The organism is Bacillus sp. 17RED48 (assembly GCF_019837545.1).
In the GTDB taxonomy this organism is placed as follows: Bacteria; Bacillota; Bacilli; order Bacillales; family Bacillaceae_G; genus Bacillus_A; species Bacillus_A wiedmannii.
The window spans coordinates 37702-55484 of the sequence record NZ_JADAXG010000006.1 but is presented as its reverse complement, the minus strand read 5'-3'; the positions used below and the strand labels follow the sequence as shown (position 1 = coordinate 55484).

Here is a 17783-nt window from a genome sequence, read left to right as displayed (position 1 = left end):
ATAATGAAGTGGGCGTCAAGGAGAATGAAGTATCTTTTGAAATATTTTACACATAACAATTCACTCTTTATTTGACAATCTAATAGAAGAGTGCTAAAAATAAAGTAATATAATACAGTCCTTTAACCCAACCCCGTGAGGTTGAGAAGGAAGTCGGAATATACTATACGTATGGTCTTTTTTAGGGATACGTATGCTTTTTTGGCCTTCTCATCATATCAGGTGAGAAGGCCTTTTGTTATTCTTCCATAGCGACTGTAGAAGAAAATAAGGAGGAGTAATGATGAACGTCACTACTGATGTACAATCAACAACAGAGGAAACGAAGGAAAAAAGATATAAAACATTGTTTGGTTCTGCGCTAGGATATGCAGCAGAAGGCTTAGATATGTTGCTCTTATCTTTCGTACTCGTCTACATTTTAAAAGAATTTCATTTAAGCCCTGTGGAAGGTGGAAACTTAACATTAGCTACCACAATAGGAATGTTAATCGGGTCTTATTTATTTGGATTTATTGCTGATTTATTTGGGCGTATCCGTACGATGGCCTTTACAATCTTACTATTCTCACTAGCAACAGCACTTATTTATTTCGCAACAGATTATTGGCAATTATTAATTCTTCGCTTTTTAGTTGGAATGGGAGTTGGTGGTGAATTTGGGATTGGAATGGCCATCGTAACTGAAACATGGTCTAAAGAAATGCGCGCTAAGGCGACATCCGTAGTTGCACTTGGATGGCAATTTGGCGTACTAGTCGCTTCACTCCTTCCAGCATTTATCGTCCCACATTTCGGATGGAGAGCGGTTTTCTTATTTGGACTCATTCCCGCTCTACTAGCTGTCTATGTTCGCAAAAGTTTAAGTGAACCGAAAATATGGGAACAAAAACAACGATACAAAAAAGAATTGTTACAAAAAGAAGCTGAAGGTCATTTAACAACCGCTGAGGCAGAACAGCTAAAGCAAATAAAAAAGTTCCCACTTCGAAAGTTATTTGCCAATAAAAAAGTAACGATAACAACCATTGGTCTTATTATTATGTCATTCATCCAGAACTTCGGATATTATGGGATTTTTACTTGGATGCCAACTATTTTAGCAAATAAATATAATTACACGCTAGCAAAAGCGAGCGGTTGGATGTTCATCTCTACAATCGGCATGTTAATTGGAATTGCAACTTTTGGTATTCTAGCCGATAAAATTGGCCGCCGTAAAACTTTTACAATCTATTATGTCGGTGGTACTATATACTGTCTCATTTACTTCTTCTTATTCACAAACTCAACATCATTGTTATGGGGAAGTGCACTACTTGGATTCTTTGCCAATGGCATGATGGGGGGATTTGGAGCAGTTTTAGCTGAAAACTATCCTGCTGAAGCTCGCTCGACAGCAGAGAACTTTATTTTCGGTACAGGACGTGGGTTAGCTGGATTTGGACCTGTTATTATCGGCTTACTTGCTGCAGGTGGTAATTTAATGGGAGCATTATCTCTCATCTTCATTATCTATCCAATCGGTTTAGTTACAATGCTATTATGTGTCCCAGAGACGAAAGATAAAGTATTAGAATAGATTGAAACTGTACAGGGTACTATCCCCTTCGAGAAAAGTAGTTAAATAAATAGTAAAGAGGAAGCATCTCAAATGAAATGCTTCCTCTTCTTATATAAATACAATTATTTATTTTGATTTACTAGCTTTTTGGAACAAGAAGGAAGTTTTCTCTTCTTCTTTTACAATACCTTGTTTTAAGGCTAATTCCCCTGCAACTTTAGGCGCTAACCATAGCATTGGGAATAACAGAATAGATACCGGAACAGCCGTCACTACAATGAAGGATTGTAAGGCGTTAATACTTCCCTCACCCATGTATAAAAGAATCGCTGCAACTGCACCCATAATAAGCGACCAAAAAACTCGTAAGCTAATTCTAGGATCTCCATCTCCAGTCACTGCCATTGAAATCGAATAAGCCATTGAATCTCCTGTTGTCACTACAAATAAAATTGTTAATAAAAGAAATGCAGGTCCAATAATATTAGATAGTGGCAGTTGCTTTGTAATTGCAATCATAGCCGCTGGCATACCAGATTCACTTAATGCGGTCGAGATAGAACCAGGATTCATTAACTCATAAAACACACCTGATCCCCCTAGTATAGTAAACCAAAACGTTGTAATAATAGGTGCAATAACTCCAATTGCAACGATGATTTCTCGGATTGTTCTTCCTCTTGAAATTCGGCTCACTAAAATTGCCATCATCGGTCCATATCCAATAAACCATCCCCAGAAAAAGATTGTCCACGATCCTAACCAAGCTGTATCACCACGATATGTGCTCATTGGAATAAATTCATTTATATAAAATCCAAACGAAGAAACAAATGAATCGATAATAAATCCACCTGGTCCAAATAGTAATACAAATACCATTAATAGAACTGCTAATCTAACATTTAAATTACTTATAATTTGAATCCCTTTATCAATTCCTGTTACCGCAGATATAGTAGAAACAGCTACTACACAAACAATAATGGCTAATTGAGTAGTAAACACATCAGGAATGTCAAACAATGCTTGTAACCCATAACTTGCTTGTAGTCCTAAAAATCCAATTGGACCAATTGTCCCTGCAGCTACCGCAATAATGGCAAACACATCAATCATTGTTCCAAGCCAACTCTTTCGCAATTTCTCTCCAAAAATAGGATATAAAAGCGTTCGAGGTTTTAACGGCATACCTTTATGATAATGTCCGTACATCATAACTACCGCACTAATTGTACCTAAAATCGTCCAAGCCAGGAAACCCCAGTGCATATAACTTTGTGCTAAAGCAGGCATTACCGCTTCTTTCGTTCCAGCAGTTATACCTTCATGTATTGGTGGCACCGTCATCAAATGGTACATCGGCTCTGCGGCTGCCCAAAAAACGCCACCTCCAGCAAGTAATGTAGACATAATAATAGCGAGCCATTTTGTCGTACTAATCTCAGGTTTTTCTAGCCCCCCAAGTTTAACTCTCCCATATTTTGAAAACGCCATACACATTGCAACAACAAATGTACCAATTAATAAAACCTGCCAAAAGGCACCAAAATATTTAATTGAAGCTGCAAAACTTCTATTAATGGCTCCCTCTACGTAACTTTTATTTAAAATAACTGCAATTACAAATAATAAAAGTGAGCCACCACTAATAAGAAATACAGGCCAATCCGTTTTTCGACTCTTCATCCTCATTTACACTTCCTCCTTCCTCAGCAATCTAAAAAAACAACTTTATTATGTTTTATTGTTTACACCCAAAACACAATGATTATATAAGCATAATAATTCATCAATTTTCTACACACTTATGTTGTCCCTAAAAATATGCTAAATCCCTTATTTAAAAGAAATTTCTATTCCTATTACATAAAAAAGCAAAACAAAAGACCTTATATTTCTATAAGGTCTTCGAAACAGAAATTTGATTATAACATAAGGAACTCCTTGGTTCAAAAAGCTCCTTCCAAAAATAACCGAGAGTAAAGGCTTCCATTTGCTACGTAACAGTAATTAAAAAAATTATAATTTGCATAAAAAAACTATACTAAATTTTATTTATGAAAGAAATTCGGCTTCAAAATTTCATTCGGATACGGTTTATGATAAATATGAGTAGTAGCTGGAGATAACGGTGGAATGAGCCACACCCAATTGCCTGTTACAACCCGTCCACATGCTGCTTCTTGCTTCTCAAATTGTTGAAATTGTTGTGCAGCAGTATGGTGATCCACAATACTAACTCCTTGTTTTTTGAAGGAATGTAATACAGCAATATTCAACTCAATTAGTGCCTTGTCTTTCCATAACGTACCGTTTCTCGATGTATCGAGCTTCATCATCTCCGCAACAGCCGGAAGTAAATTATAGCGATCATGATCCGCTAAGTTACGAGCCCCAATCTCCGTTCCCATATACCATCCATTGAACGGAGCTGCCTTATAAGAAATACCGCCAATTTCTAAGCGCATATCTGAAATCATTGGAACCCCATACCATTTTGCTCCAAGTGACGAAATCGGGTATTCTGGATGTTCAATTGGCACTTCTTTTACTTCTTCTCTCGGAATTTCTTTATATATAGGTGCCTTCCCGTTTATAGAAAAAACAAGTGGCAATACATCGAAATTCGTACCTTCTCCCTGCCATCCAAGTTCCTGGCAAAAATCCGTAAACGCAGTGGAATGAGAGTCACCAATCACTCCCATTTCTGTTTTATATCCTGCATACCGAATCAATTGGTGATTATAAATTCGTATATTATTTTCTTCACCTTGATATTGCTTAAAAATTGTAATTGTCGGTTTAACTTTCCCATCGTTCGTTGCATATTTAATATGATGAATTAATGCATTGTATACACCTTCCTCATCATTTACTTCACGTGCATCTAATATGTGCATCTTACTCCAAAATAGTCTTCCGATACATCGATTACTATTGCGCCATGCCATTCGTGATCCATGAACAAGTTCTTCAAATGTATGCTCATACGTCCCCGTCTTCTCTATCTCAACTTGAATTTCTTTTATTCTCTCTTCTATGAATTGTTCTTTATTAAGCTCTTTATAGCAAACCGTAATAAAATGACTCGCTTCCTCTATTAATTGTTTCGTTTTACTCATAAACGATCTCCTTCTATTTCAACAAAACGTTACTACTTTACAGTATAAGCAAAAAGAATAAGAGTCACAAATGAAAGTCGAAGTGTTACTTTTATTGTAATATTTTTCAGAAAATTAAAGAGATTACTATTGACTTGTATAAAAAATAGGTGTATTTTTGACTCAGGTAAATTGTTTTTACCTAGACCAACTTTTTAATAAGAAAGGAGGGAATGTTATGTCTTCATTTCAATTGCCAAAGCTTTCATATGACTATGATGAACTAGAGCCATATATCGATAGCAACACGCTTTCTATTCATCATGGAAAGCACCATGCAACATACGTAAATAACTTGAATGCCACTTTAGAAAACTATACGGAATTACATAATAAATCTTTAGAAGAGTTACTATGTAATTTAGAAACTTTACCAAAAGAAATTGTTACAGCTGTCAGAAATAACGGTGGTGGACATTATTGTCATAGTCTTTTTTGGGAATTAATGAGCCCGCGAGGTGGCGGTGAGCCTAATGGAGACGTTGCAAAAGTAATTGATTATTATTTCAATACCTTTGACAACTTAAAAGATCAACTTTCCAAAGCAGCTATTAGTCGTTTTGGAAGTGGCTATGGATGGCTTGTTCTGGACGGTGAGGAACTTTCCGTTATGAGTACACCCAATCAAGATACACCTTTGCAAGAAGGTAAAATTCCATTACTCGTCATCGATGTATGGGAACACGCCTATTATTTAAAGTATCAAAATCGGCGTCCAGAATTTGTTACCAACTGGTGGCATACGGTGAACTGGGACCGGGTAAATGAAAAGTATTTACAAGCAATTCAATCACAAACACATTAGTCGTGCGCATAAGGTAAATTTGGTAATGTAAAATTAGTATTGTCGAAATCCTCCAGAATCCCCCGGATTGCCACCGGGGGATTTATGATTATTTCATTGCATGTATGTAATACCGTAATACTTTTTCTATTTCTATTTTCAACTCCCGGAACCGGAATCCTAATTCACTAGCTTTTCCATTATGTAATGTACAATTACTCACTCCATTATAAGGCGCTACATTATCTCCTACTTCTTGAACGAGTGCTTTTATTCCTATATTTTCTTCTATGAAATGAATAACTTCTCGAGTAGAAACTACCCCATTGCTACAAGCATTAATTGGCCCTTCTATATCCGTCATCCCGCACCAAGCTAAAAATTCTCCTGCTTCTTTTTCATGTATAAATGACAACTCACCATCTAGATCATTCACGGCGACAGGTTCTTGCCTCACAATATGTTCAACGTAAAATTGTAACCTTTTCGTATAATCGTTTTCTCCAATAACAACTGGAAAACGTACTGCAACAACTGGGAATATTGCTTGTTGAAGTAAAACAGCTTCGGCTAATCGCTTGCCTTCACTATAAGTAAAGTCCTTCCTACTACCATATGTAATGGCATACTCGTACGGATTAAAGTTCTCTTCTAACAAGCCTATTGCTGGTTCGTAAACAGCCATTGAAGATGTCATAACGTATTTCTTCGTTTTTCCTTGTAACACTTCACATATTATCTTCGCTGCATTCGAGCTATAGCATAAATTATCGTATACGATATCATAACTTTTATCTTCTAGACGCTCTGCTAATTGTTTTTCATCTTCTCTATCTACAATCAGCCTTTTCACTGCACTACCGAAAGGATCTTCGGTAACCCCTCTCGTCGCAATTGTTACATCGTGTCCATCTTGCAAAAGTGCTTCTACTAAATGTTTACCAAAAAATCTTGTTCCCCCTAGCACCAATACTTTTTTCAACTTCATCATCCCCACTTTGATAAATTGTAAAATACTACCTCTCTATTATAAATGCTAATATAGAAAAAGCATGGAATTCGTTTAACGATTCCATGCCTTTCTACAGAAAATATATTAACGTACTCGATATTTATAAATACAATAACAGAAGTATAAAATAGAAATTACGGATACATAAACCCATAGTTCATATACGAATCCCTCTCCCCATACTCCCATAAAGTAAAAGAGTGAAGGCAACGTCAATGTTACCCATGATTGTACGAAGGCAATTCTTCCAAGATATTGATTGATATTCTTCTTTTGTGTATTTAATACAAAGAATAAATACCAAAGTAATGCCCACATAAACCACGTTAATGCATTAACAACATCGTGAAATTGAACAAATGAAACAACCATATAGAATAAAGCTATAATTGCTACCCAAATACAAAACCAACCTAAACCGCTACTATCCATTCCTTTTATAAAGGTAACACCTACATATAAATAGGTTAATCCAAATAAGAAAGTAGCTGCATATGAATACACTGTCCAATTGCTTTGGTCAGAAATCATGATCAAATAGAACGGAATAATAATTTGTAGTGCACCCACAAATAAATTAAAAACACCCGCACTTTTCATCTCTGCTTTCCCTAATATAACAAGACTATTTAAAAATAAAGCTGCACCCGAAAGTAATAATCCTACGTACCCCATATATCCTCATGTGAAAACCTTACATTTTCACACTGTACCCTCCCCGTCTTGTAAAAATTATATTATTCCTTATTCTCCTTCTTACTTACAACTACATACAAAGTTTTTTTGAAAACAAGTCAGACTTCCTACCTTAAAAAACAATAAAAAAAACCTTTTCATACATGTCATACAGTAATGATGTCAATCGAAATGTATCATATAATAAAAACGCTTTCAATAATACACAACTTAATTAAAAGCTAATAGGATTATTTGATTATAAACGCACTTTAACAATGATACAAGTATTAGAATACTCTTCCATATTACATTTTTTATTTCTATGAAAAGTTGATATAATAATGCATTTTCCCTATCTCCTTCTATCAATGATCTGCATAGAATATTGTACAATCATATTAAATTAGAAAGGTCTGATATTTATGCCTCTTCATTATCCAAACCAATCTGTTATTCATTCAACAGGTGTATTAACAAGAGAGCCTGCAACAGTTTCAGCAGTAATAAATATTGTAAATTTAGATGCATATTACGCACACTATGTAAATATAGAAGTGTGGGATTGGTCTAACTATTCTAATCCTGTAAAATTACCTGTGCTCATTGGTGAAGATACAGTGGTAGAATTCCCATACCTTTTACAAGGTAACAACCTAGCAGTATTTTATGCTAATTTAGATGAAGCTATTAATTTGTATGAAATTCGTATTTCTTACCCCCCTCACTCCAATATTATTGCAAATTGTTTCGGAAGAAGCTTGCCGCCTTATACAAGCCAAGAAGGTAATACTGTATATCATAAACAACTTGTTCGCATTCATTAAGAGTTCTTTCCTCTATAGAACCAGTTGCTATTCAAATGCTATGGTCAGTAATATTTTATTACATTCGCTTTCCTAAATTGAACATATTACTGACCTCAAGCAACATAATAAAGAATACAATTTATTATATACATAACATATCCTACAAAATAATAAGAGAATGCTTTACTAACTACCTTAAATCATTTGATAGCCATTTTTATTATTTACCTGCCATCTCCAAGAATCTACACACATCTCTTCTAACCCATATTCCGCTTCCCATCCTAATTCTCGTTTCGCTTTAGATACATCAGCAAAACATACTGCTACATCACCAGGACGACGCCCTATCACTTTATAAGGTATTTTTTTACCTGAAACCTCCTCAAAAGCCTTTATCATCTCCAACACACTATACCCTTTACCTGTGCCAAGATTATATGCCTCTATTCCTTTCGTCTCAAGTACTTTCTCAAGTGCCTTTACATGTCCTTTTGCAAGGTCAACAACGTGAATATAATCACGGACACCTGTCCCGTCTTTTGTTGGATAATCGTTTCCGAATATATTTAGTTCCTTTAACTTACCTACCGCCACCTGCGTTACATATGGCATTAAATTATTCGGAATCCCATTTGGATCTTCTCCAATACGACCACTTTTATGTGCTCCGAAGGGATTGAAATAACGGAGTAACGCAATACTCCATTCATCATCAGCTTTTGCTACATCACGCATAATCTGCTCAATCATTAGTTTTGTTTGCCCATACGGGTTTGTCACACTCAGCGGAAATTCTTCTGTAATCGGTGATGTTTTTGGAATTCCATATACAGTTGCAGATGAACTAAAAATAAATTTTTTAACATTATGTTTCTGCATCACATCACATAGTATGATTGTACTTATTATATTATTATAATAATACGTAAGTGGAATTGTAGTAGATTCCCCCACTGCTTTAAATCCAGCAAAATGTATAACCGCTTCAATGTTATTTTCCAAAAAAATCTCATTCATTTTTTCACGATTTAAAACACTTTCTTTATAAAATTCAAATTGTTTTCCTGTTATTTCTTTTACTCGATTTAAGGACTCGATTGAACTATTTGAAAGATTATCTACGACTATAATTTTATAATTATTATTTAATAATTCTATACACGTATGACTACCAATATATCCTGCTCCACCTGTTATAAGTATCGCCATATATATAGTCCCCCACTTATTATTAATTATAAAATTTTATAACCTAAATACACATCTATCCTACCACAAAAGACTGATAATTTAGAATATTTATTTTAAATTATTATTTATATAAAAAAGAGCCACATAACTTTTAAGTTATGCAGCTCTTCAACATACGTATGTGTTTATATCTTTTTTATTAATCAAGAAAAATAATAATCACTCGAAAATTTCATATTGTTAAATTACGTAGCAATATACACTTAAAAAATGGGCAAGGCTTCCCAATAACACGAAAACGTGAAAAATTTCATGATGCCCCATATGTTTAAACTCTAACCACTTTGGCTTTGTTCCATAAATAAATCCACCGATTGTATAAAGAATGCCTCCAAGCACTAGAAGCACGATACCTCCTGCACTTAAGTTAGCAGCTAACGGTGCAAAGAACAGAACAATTAACCAGCCCATTGTAATATAAATTGCTGTTGATAACCATCTCGGGCAACTAAACCAAAACATTTTAAAAACAATACCACAAATGGCAGTTGCATAAACTAAACAAAATAATAATAAACCGTTTGCGGAATGTAATGTAATTAAACAAAATGGTGCATATGTACCTGCAATCAATATAAAAATCATAGAGTGATCAAGCTTCCGAAAGAAATAAATAACACGTTCACTGGCTACAACACTATGATATACAGCTGATGCTGTATACAGAACCATCATTCCGATGCCAAACAAAATAACAGCTGTAATTGCCGCAAAAGATGGCATCTTAATAGAAACTTTTACAAGCATAGCTAATAATGCAATAAATGATAATACAGCTCCTCCCAAGTGGGTAAAAGCATTAACCGGTTCTCTTACATAAGCATTCATATATACACCCCTCATATAATTACATGTAGTTTTTATAACTACATGTAATTATATACGCATTATTATTAGAGGTCAACATTTACAATTCATTTGTTTCGTAATACCATATTTAGAGATAAACTAAACATTATGCTCCACTAAGTTATAAAAGTGAGGGGTTCTACGTGGAAAATATAAATAAATTGCTTGAAACATTACATTTAGAAAAAAACATTACGCTTGAGGATATTCCAAATGTCGATTTGTATGTAGACCAGGTTGTCCAATTATTTGAAAATACTTATGCGGATACAACAAGAACCGATGATGAAAAAGTATTAACAAAAACAATGATTAACAATTACGCAAAAGGAAAACTGTTTATTCCAATCAAAAATAAAAAATACTCAAAAGAACATATGATTTTAATCAGCTTAATTTATCAATTAAAAGGAGCCCTTTCCATTAATGACATAAAAAGCTCCTTAGAAAATATAAATGAATCCTTATTAAACGATGATTCATTCGAATTAAATATACTATATAAAGATTATCTTTCTCTTACCGAAAACAACGTCGAAAGCTTTACACAAGACGTAAATAACCGTGTTTCAGAAGTAAGTGAAATTTCTTCCTTAGAAGATCCGAATCTAGAGAAATTTTTATTACTAACATCATTTGTGTCAATGAGTAATATGTATAGACGCTTAGCTGAGAAGTTGATTGATGATTTAAAAGAATCTTAAATAAAAAAACTATCCACCTGTTAAAGTGGATAGTTTTTTTGTTTACTTAATTGCCTCATGAACTTTTAATTGTTTACCTTTTATCGTTGTATTTCTCATAACCTTTAAAACAAGTGGTCCTTTTCCGTTTAATATTTCAACATACGAAACATTATCTTGTATTGTAATAATACCTATATCATCAGCAGAAACACCTTGAATTTTAGCAATTGTACCAACGAAATCTACCGCCCTAATTTTCTTTTTCTTTCCGCCATTAAAGTACAATTTCATAATTCCTTTGTTTAGGTCTGCATTTTTATCTTTCTTTATAATTGGTTTAGCATATATTTTTTCTTCAAATACTGCTTTCACTTTTATAACTTCTTCTTTTGAAGGTGCCAGTTCCTTTGGGATTTCAAATCCGATATATTCCTCAATCTCTTCTAAAAATCTATTTTCATAAGGCGTTATAAATGTAATAGCTTTTCCATTATTACCAGCTCGTCCCGTCCTTCCAGTACGGTGTACATAGCTTTCTTTTTCTAATGGAATATCGTAATTAATAACATGTGTAATATTATCAATATCAATTCCTCTCGCAGCTACATCAGTTGCTACTAAATAACGGAACTTTCCTTTTCTAAAATCATCCATAACTTCAAAACGATCTTCCTGCACCATACCACCGTGTATTTTGTCACAAGGATAATTAACTCGTTTTAGCTGTCTATATACATGGTCTACGTTTTCTTGTGTACGACAAAAAATAATGCAACTGTCTGGATTTTCAATCATAGTTACATCCTTAAGAAGTGAAAGCTTCTCTTCTTCCCTTACTTCAAAAAGGGTATGTTCAATTTTATCTGTTGTAATCCCAGCTGCTTTAATTTCAATATGAGTTGGTGCATTCATATATGTACGGGATAACTTTTCAACATCTTCCGGTAGGGTTGCTGAAAATAGCATTGTCATTCTTTTTGTAGGTAATTCATCAATAATGGCCTCTACTTGATCGATAAAGCCCATATTTAGCATTTCATCTGCTTCATCAATCACTAAATATTTCAATCGATCTAAAGAAAGGGTCCCTTTTTCAATATGATCCAACACACGTCCTGGGGTCCCCACTACAATATGCGTCTTTTGCTTTAACTCTAATTTTTGACGTGCAAATGGAGATTTACCATAAATTGCAGCAGCTTTAATTCTTTTGAATCGCCCTATATTCGTAATATCTTCTTTCACTTGAACAGCAAGTTCCCTCGTTGGTGTTAAAACTAATGCTTGTGGTTTATTCTCTTCCCACTCTACCATTTCACAAAGTGGTATTCCGAACGAAGCCGTTTTTCCACTTCCCGTTTGCGACTTTACAACAAGATCCTTCTTTTGCAATGCAACTGGAATAACCTCTCCTTGCACTTCTGTCGGATGCTCATATCCTAAACCAGTAAGTGCTCGTCTTACTTCTTTACTTAATGCATAATTACTAAAGCTTTTTTCACTCATATATTAACCTCATTTGATTTTATATTTAAACTATTATGTTCTTCATACCTCACTTTAGACTATAGTAAGATACTATATTAATCCACTGTTTTCAATTCGTTTCAACCTAAATTTATCTAAGTATAATTTTAAAATAGGAAAGGGCAGCCTTAATAATAAGTCTGCCCTATCTATACTATATTCATTTTTACGGAACCAATTTTTTCACGACTGGTATTCTTTGTAATACTAACGTAATTACCAGACTAAGAACAATTGCAATCGTTACATTAATAGGTATTGCCAATATTGCATGTACACGTTCATTTACTTTTGGGAAAACCATGTACAACAAGTTATTTAATAAGAAGAAGTGAAGAATATAGATTCCAAGGCTTGCTTGATTTATAAAACGGAATAACAATGGTAATTCTCGTTCTGATTTTTGGAAAGCATATTTGAAAAATATAAATAATCCAATCGCCATCAATACAACACCTGGCGCAAAATATCCGTACCAAAACTGGTCTAACTGTCCATTTGCTTTTACTGTATAGTAATATGTAATAAAGAATGTGCTAATAAATCCTACAAGTCCTCCAATATAAGAGATATTTCTCCATTTTTTCGAAATATCGTAATTGGATAAATAATAACCAAGTAAGAAATACCCTACATAGTTTGTAACGTAAAATAATTCAATATTAAAGTTGATAGGATAATAATATTTCGCTAAATTGACTACTACAGATGCATATATCCATAAAATTAAAAAGTATTCTATCTCTCTTTTTTTAGCATTCTTCACAAAGATTTTCAGTAGCGGGGTAATTAAATATATCCCTACAATCATGTATAAGAACCATAAATGTCCCCCAATAGTATCCGTTAAAAAGTGCTTTATTCCTTGCTTTAAAGATGCCGGGAAATATCCTGCATATGCTCCATATGCATAAAATATAGCGCTCCAAGCTACAAAAGGTATAATTACTTTACTTGCACGCTTCTGTAAAAATTCCCCGACTGAAATATCTTTTGTCCCCTTTAACAATAACGCTCCACTAATCATTACAAAAATCGGAACACTCGCACGTGAAATCGATTCAAACAAGTTACCAGCCATCCAGCGTGATACGTTATTTGCATCTAACATAGAAACATAACCAGCAGAAACGTGAATTGTAACCACTGCGATTGTTGCTAATACACGCAACCAATCCATATATACTAAGCGCTTCATTAGCACCCCTCCTAAATTTACCTCTTTAACTTTTATTTCCCAAACATAATTTTACATCAAATAATACTATGTTTAAACACATTTTAATTACATGAACTTACAACATACGTAGTTAAACCTTAATTTTTAAATATAAACATGAAAACCTTTGACTTATGAGTGAAAATAATGTAAATTATCTTTTGGACGAACATTTTTAAACAAAACGAATAAAATATTCGTATTTTAGGGGTGTAAATGATGGAAAACGTATTCGACTATGAAGATATTCAATTAATTCCTGCAAAATGTATTGTAAACAGCCGCTCTGAATGTGATACAACTGTCACTTTAGGTAAACATAAATTTAAATTACCTGTCGTACCTGCGAATATGCAAACGATTATTGATGAAAGAATTGCAACTTATTTAGCTGAAAACAATTACTTCTATATCATGCATCGCTTCCAACCAGAGAAACGTATCTCATTCATTAGAGATATGCAATCACGTGGATTAATCGCTTCTATTAGCGTTGGTGTAAAAGAGGACGAGTATGAATTCGTACAACAATTAGCTGCTGAGCAACTTACACCTGAATACATCACGATTGATATTGCACACGGACATTCTAATGCTGTAATCAACATGATTCAACATATTAAAAAGCATTTACCAGAAAGCTTCGTTATCGCTGGAAACGTTGGAACTCCAGAAGCGGTAAGAGAATTAGAAAACGCTGGTGCTGACGCAACAAAAGTCGGTATTGGACCTGGTAAAGTTTGTATTACTAAAATTAAAACAGGCTTTGGAACTGGCGGTTGGCAACTAGCTGCACTTCGCTGGTGTGCAAAAGCTGCAAGTAAGCCAATTATCGCTGACGGTGGTATTCGTACACACGGCGACGTAGCTAAATCTATTCGATTTGGAGCGACTATGGTTATGATCGGTTCTCTATTTGCTGGTCATGAAGAGTCTCCAGGGGAAACAATCGAAAAAGACGGCAAACTTTATAAAGAGTACTTCGGTTCAGCTTCTGAATTCCAAAAAGGCGAGAAGAAAAACGTTGAAGGTAAGAAAATGTTCGTTGAGCATAAAGGTTCTTTAGAAGACACTTTAATCGAAATGGAACAAGATCTTCAATCTTCTATCTCTTACGCTGGTGGAACAAAATTAGACTCAATTCGTACTGTAGATTATGTAGTCGTGAAAAACTCTATTTTCAACGGTGATAAAGTATATTAATTTTTAAATTTAACTCGAAGGACAAGCGTTTTTATGCTTGTCCTTCTTTTTCATGTATAAAAATGTAAAATATTTTCATTTTACTGAATTTTCTAGTATCATGTTTTTAGATACTTATAATAAGGGGGATATAACAAATGAAACACGTAATTGAGAAACGCCATATTCGCGCAGAAGTCCCTACTGAACTAACATGGGACCTCTCTGATTTATTCGAATCTGATAAAGATTGGGAAACTGCATCACGTGTATTAACAAACGATATAAAAAAACTGGATGCGTTTAAAGGACAATTACATACTAGCGCCACTACCTTCTTACATTGCCTACTTTTAGAAGAAGAGCTTTTAATGGCGTTAACAAAACTATACTCCTATGCAAATTTAAAAGAATCCACTGATCGTACAAATCCAATTATTCAAGCGAACTCTTCCAAAATTGCTGCTTTATGGACGAAAGTACATACCGCACTGTCCTTTATCCATAATGAAATCCTCTCATTCGACGAAGGAACAATTGAAAAATATTTAGCTGAAGAAACAAAACTCGAACCTTTCCGTAAATCATTACTAGACATACTACAAAAAAGGCCGCACACGCTCTCTCCTGAAACAGAAGAAGCTCTTGCTGCACTTGGCGAAGTACATAGTTCCCCATACAAAATTTACGGTATGACTAAATTAGCCGATATGGATTTTACCTCCATACAAGACGAAAAAGGAAACGAACTCCCTGTATCATTTTCATTATTTGAAAGCAAATATGAGTTCTCTCCAAGCGTAGACATACGCAGAAAAGCATACTCATCATTTGTTTCCACCTTAAAGCGATATAAAAATACAATGGCAACAACATATGCTACTGAAGTAAAAAAACAAGTAACACTCTCTCGTTTACGCAAATTTGAATCTGTTACTCATATGCTTTTAGAACCTCAACAAGTTCCACTTGAAATGTATAACAATCAACTTGATATTATTTATAAAGAATTAGCGCCTCATATGCGCCGTTTTGCAGGTTTAAAAAAGAAAGTATTAGGACTCGATCAAATGCTGTTCTGCGACTTACATGCACCTTTAGATCCCGAATTTAATCCAACCATCACATACAAGGAGGCTGGTAAATTAATCCAATATTCTTTAAAGGTATTAGGCGATGAATATAGTTCCATTATCCAAAAAGGATTCCAAGAAAGATGGGTTGATCTTGCAGATAACGTAGGAAAATCAACCGGAGCATTTTGTTCAAGCCCCTATGGTTCTCATCCATACATTTTAATTACATGGCAAAATACGATGCGTGGATGCTTCACATTAGCCCATGAATTTGGGCATGCTGGTCATTTTTATTTAGCAAATAAAAACCAGCGTATTATGAATGTACGTCCATCTATGTACTTTGTTGAAGCGCCATCTACCATGAATGAATTACTATTAGCCCAGCATTTATTAGCGACTACTGACGATAAGAGAATGCGCAGATGGGTGGTTCTGCAACTACTTGGCACATATTATCATAACTTTGTTACTCACTTACTTGAGGGAGAATATCAAAGAAGAGTATATACGCTAGCAGAAGAAGGAGAAGCACTTACAGCTACAACTTTAACTGAAATAAAAACAGATGTACTTTCGACATTCTGGGGAAATTCGGTAGAAATTGACGAAGATGCTGGCTTAACTTGGATGCGTCAACCTCATTACTATATGGGCTTATATTCTTACACCTATTCCGCAGGCCTCACTGCATCTACTGCGGTAGCTCAAATGATTAAAGAGGAAGGACAACCTGCCGTTGATCGCTGGTTAGATGTACTTCGCGCTGGTGGTACGATGAAACCACTTGAATTAATGAAACATGCCGGAGTCGATATGTCAAAACCAGATGCAATACGTAAAGCTGTTTCTTACGTCGGTTCCTTAATTGATGAATTGGAACGTTCTTATCAAGAATAAAAAATAAGCCCTCGCTTTATGAGGGCTTGTTTCATATTTATTTTCCAAATCTTTTACGGTATCCACATTTCCTACATAGCTCTTCGACTGCAACTCTTTTAGAAAATCCATCGACAATGTTTGTTGCTCTTTCACCTTCTATAATGTTAGAAAATGAGTCATTATTAATATTCCCAAGGTTAATAATCCCTTCACCATCTAAACAACAAGGAATAACCGTTCCGTTCGCTAAAATACCTGCTTGATTTCGAAGACCATGACAGAATCCTTTTCCGTCATCCTCTTCTTCATGTAATGCCGGCCACTGGAATTCATAGTCTTGATTAATAAAGACACGTTCCGCAATTTTTATACCTTTTCCTGGTGTAAGCTTCTCTTCGATTTGATAAGATAGACCAAACTCATTTTCAATGATAGATAATAAATCTCTATTTTTCTGGATTTCAGCATTCGTTTTATTATCCTGAGTTAAATTCCATAATCTAAGTGAAACAATTAAATCCGATTGACTTGTCGCCTCTCTAATAAAGGAAAGTATACTTCTTACATAACCTTCTTTATCTTGCGAACCTGGATGTCCATCAAAACTGTGCAATGAAAAATTCATTTGTCTTAACGCAGGTTTATTTAACAGTCTATGCCTTCTCTTATTAATTAACGTTCCGTTCGTTGTAATATTAACTTTAAACCCTTTTTCATGGCTTAAATCTAACAATTGATCTATTTTTGGATGGAGCAATGGCTCACCCTTCACGTGCAAATAAATGTAGTCTGTGTGAGGTTTAATTTGGTCTAATCTTTTCGCAAAATCCTCCACAGAAATGAACTGCTTCTGCCTTTCCGTCGGCGGACAAAAGCTGCACGCAAGATTACATACACTCGTAATCTCCAAGTAAAACTTTTTAAACTTCTTCACCTTTAATTCCTCACTTCTATGACTACTTATACTTTTTTCCTCTTCATATTACATCACACTTTTTTAGAAATAGAAACATACTTATTTTAGGAAACCTTCGTACTACCTATTAATGTTTAAAAGACCATCGGTGGTTTTTGTCCAATGGTCTTTTTTACTCTTTTTA

At 34.5% G+C, this 17783-nt stretch carries 15 protein-coding genes; 6 read left to right on the top strand and 9 right to left on the bottom strand.

Features of this window, described 5'->3' with window-relative positions:
* The first annotated feature begins 283 nt into the window (after window positions 1-283).
* On the top strand, window positions 284-1582 hold the full coding sequence (locus ILT06_RS21755) for an MFS transporter (protein WP_088047706.1): 1299 nt from the start codon (window positions 284-286) through the stop codon (window positions 1580-1582).
* A 108-nt stretch (window positions 1583-1690) separates the two neighbouring features.
* On the opposite strand, the gene ILT06_RS21750 is transcribed toward ILT06_RS21755, so the two are convergent.
* Together ILT06_RS21750 and ILT06_RS21745 are read right to left on the bottom strand one after the other, a co-directional pair.
* Window positions 1691-3259: a BCCT family transporter gene (locus ILT06_RS21750; RefSeq protein WP_064476025.1), complete on the bottom strand. Its 1569-nt coding sequence runs from the start codon at window positions 3257-3259 to the stop codon at window positions 1691-1693.
* Between the two features lie 359 nt (window positions 3260-3618).
* The gene (locus tag ILT06_RS21745; RefSeq protein WP_064476024.1) at window positions 3619-4689 is read right to left on the bottom strand and encodes a nitric oxide synthase oxygenase; all 1071 of its coding nucleotides are present in this window, start codon (window positions 4687-4689) and stop codon (window positions 3619-3621) included.
* 217 nt (window positions 4690-4906) lie between these two features.
* Here ILT06_RS21745 and sodA point away from each other — a divergent pair, with 217 nt between their 5' ends.
* Window positions 4907-5533: a superoxide dismutase [Mn] gene (gene sodA / locus ILT06_RS21740; protein WP_064476023.1), complete on the top strand. Its 627-nt coding sequence runs from the start codon at window positions 4907-4909 to the stop codon at window positions 5531-5533.
* 88 nt (window positions 5534-5621) lie between these two features.
* Here the strand turns inward: sodA and ILT06_RS21735 are convergent, their stop codons facing one another.
* Together ILT06_RS21735 and ILT06_RS21730 are read right to left on the bottom strand one after the other, a co-directional pair.
* Complete coding sequence (locus tag ILT06_RS21735) at window positions 5622-6503, bottom strand: NAD-dependent epimerase/dehydratase family protein (RefSeq protein WP_222655550.1); 882 nt, start codon at window positions 6501-6503, stop codon at window positions 5622-5624.
* Between the two features lie 105 nt (window positions 6504-6608).
* Window positions 6609-7199 (bottom strand): AmiS/UreI family transporter, encoded by a 591-nt coding sequence (locus tag ILT06_RS21730; protein ID WP_000542569.1) that lies wholly within the window; start codon window positions 7197-7199, stop codon window positions 6609-6611.
* 425 nt (window positions 7200-7624) lie between these two features.
* Between ILT06_RS21730 and ILT06_RS21725 the strand changes: the two genes are divergently transcribed.
* On the top strand, window positions 7625-8026 hold the full coding sequence (locus ILT06_RS21725) for a hypothetical protein (RefSeq protein ID WP_064476022.1): 402 nt from the start codon (window positions 7625-7627) through the stop codon (window positions 8024-8026).
* Window positions 8027-8203: 177 nt separating this feature from the next.
* On the opposite strand, the gene galE is transcribed toward ILT06_RS21725, so the two are convergent.
* Both galE and trhA read right to left on the bottom strand, forming a co-directional pair.
* Window positions 8204-9220, bottom strand: a complete 1017-nt coding sequence (galE, locus tag ILT06_RS21720) for a UDP-glucose 4-epimerase GalE (RefSeq protein WP_064476021.1) — start codon at window positions 9218-9220, stop codon at window positions 8204-8206.
* A 222-nt stretch (window positions 9221-9442) separates the two neighbouring features.
* On the bottom strand, window positions 9443-10090 hold the full coding sequence (trhA, locus tag ILT06_RS21715) for a PAQR family membrane homeostasis protein TrhA (RefSeq protein ID WP_000995376.1): 648 nt from the start codon (window positions 10088-10090) through the stop codon (window positions 9443-9445).
* 164 nt (window positions 10091-10254) lie between these two features.
* Here trhA and ILT06_RS21710 point away from each other — a divergent pair, with 164 nt between their 5' ends.
* Window positions 10255-10815 (top strand): DUF1836 domain-containing protein, encoded by a 561-nt coding sequence (locus ILT06_RS21710; protein ID WP_064476020.1) that lies wholly within the window; start codon window positions 10255-10257, stop codon window positions 10813-10815.
* 42 nt (window positions 10816-10857) lie between these two features.
* Here the strand turns inward: ILT06_RS21710 and dbpA are convergent, their stop codons facing one another.
* On the bottom strand, window positions 10858-12303 hold the full coding sequence (gene dbpA, locus ILT06_RS21705) for an ATP-dependent RNA helicase DbpA (protein WP_064476019.1): 1446 nt from the start codon (window positions 12301-12303) through the stop codon (window positions 10858-10860).
* 187 nt (window positions 12304-12490) lie between these two features.
* Window positions 12491-13522, bottom strand: coding sequence for an acyltransferase (locus ILT06_RS21700; RefSeq protein ID WP_064476018.1), 1032 nt, complete (start codon window positions 13520-13522; stop codon window positions 12491-12493).
* 240 nt (window positions 13523-13762) lie between these two features.
* Here ILT06_RS21700 and guaC point away from each other — a divergent pair, with 240 nt between their 5' ends.
* Window positions 13763-14746, top strand: a complete 984-nt coding sequence (guaC, locus tag ILT06_RS21695; RefSeq protein ID WP_000432444.1) for a GMP reductase — start codon at window positions 13763-13765, stop codon at window positions 14744-14746.
* A 137-nt stretch (window positions 14747-14883) separates the two neighbouring features.
* On the top strand, window positions 14884-16701 hold the full coding sequence (gene pepF, locus ILT06_RS21690) for an oligoendopeptidase F (protein WP_222655549.1): 1818 nt from the start codon (window positions 14884-14886) through the stop codon (window positions 16699-16701).
* Window positions 16702-16738: 37 nt separating this feature from the next.
* On the opposite strand, the gene ILT06_RS21685 is transcribed toward pepF, so the two are convergent.
* Window positions 16739-17617 (bottom strand): radical SAM/SPASM domain-containing protein, encoded by an 879-nt coding sequence (locus tag ILT06_RS21685; RefSeq protein ID WP_000713629.1) that lies wholly within the window; start codon window positions 17615-17617, stop codon window positions 16739-16741.
* Between the last annotated feature and the right edge of the window lie 166 nt (window positions 17618-17783).